This window comes from Methylobacterium sp. C33D (genome assembly GCF_053345825.1).
The window spans coordinates 1-299 of the sequence record NZ_JBKFAV010000212.1; the positions used below are offsets into that span (position 1 = coordinate 1).

The 299-nt window shown below is 66.9% G+C and carries 1 pseudogene; it reads left to right on the top strand.

The window, feature by feature from the left end:
* A pseudogene (locus ACLBXO_RS32090) lies at window positions 1–299 on the top strand (ABC transporter permease); the annotation flags it as partial.

The window sequence follows — 299 nt, forward strand, 5'->3', positions numbered from 1 at the left end:
GACACCGGTACCCTGTTTCTCCTCGGTACCGACAAGCTCGGGCGCGACCTGTTCTCGCGCATGATCTACGGGGCGCGGATCTCGCTCACCATCGGTCTCGTGGGCGTCGCCATCTCGTTCGCGCTCGGGCTCTTCTTCGGCGGCATCGCGGGCTATTTCGGAGGCCTCGTCGACGCCGGGGTCCAACGGCTGATCGAGGTGGTCCGCCCCCTGCCGGAGCTGCCGCTCTGGCTCGCACTGTCGGCGGCGTTGCCGCCGAACTGGAGCCCACTGCTGATCTTCTTCGGCATCACGGTGAT